Origin of the sequence: Oceanivirga salmonicida (genome assembly GCF_001517915.1) — a bacterium.
Taxonomy (GTDB): domain Bacteria; phylum Fusobacteriota; class Fusobacteriia; order Fusobacteriales; family Leptotrichiaceae; genus Oceanivirga; species Oceanivirga salmonicida.
Window position 1 is genome coordinate 1 of record NZ_LOQI01000214.1, and the last position, 308, is coordinate 308.

The following is a 308-nucleotide window of genomic DNA, read 5'->3' on the forward strand; positions in this document are numbered from 1 at the left end:
TTTAATCTCCCATATGCTCTATATATTTTCCCCAATCTATATCTTCATACTTTATTTCTTTATTAAAAAATTGCTTTTCTCTTTCTTGTATTTCTAGATATTCTTTTGAATTATCTCCGTAAATTGGTGTAATGGCATAATTTTTAATATTTGCATTACCATCTTTACGAAAATAGAATTTATGATTTTTTTTATTAAAATCAATATTTCTTAATACATCTAATTCAAATTTAACAGCTTCTCCATTTTTCCAATTATCATTTAAGAATATTTTAAATATTCTTTCTTTATTCTTTTGGATATATTCA

Annotated in this window: 1 protein-coding gene; it reads right to left on the bottom strand. The window is 21.4% G+C overall.

The annotated features are described in order from the left end of the window. Position 1 precedes the first annotated feature (1 nt). On the bottom strand, positions 2–308 hold a 307-nt coding region (locus AWT72_RS09930), incomplete at its 5' end, for a hypothetical protein (protein WP_197407685.1).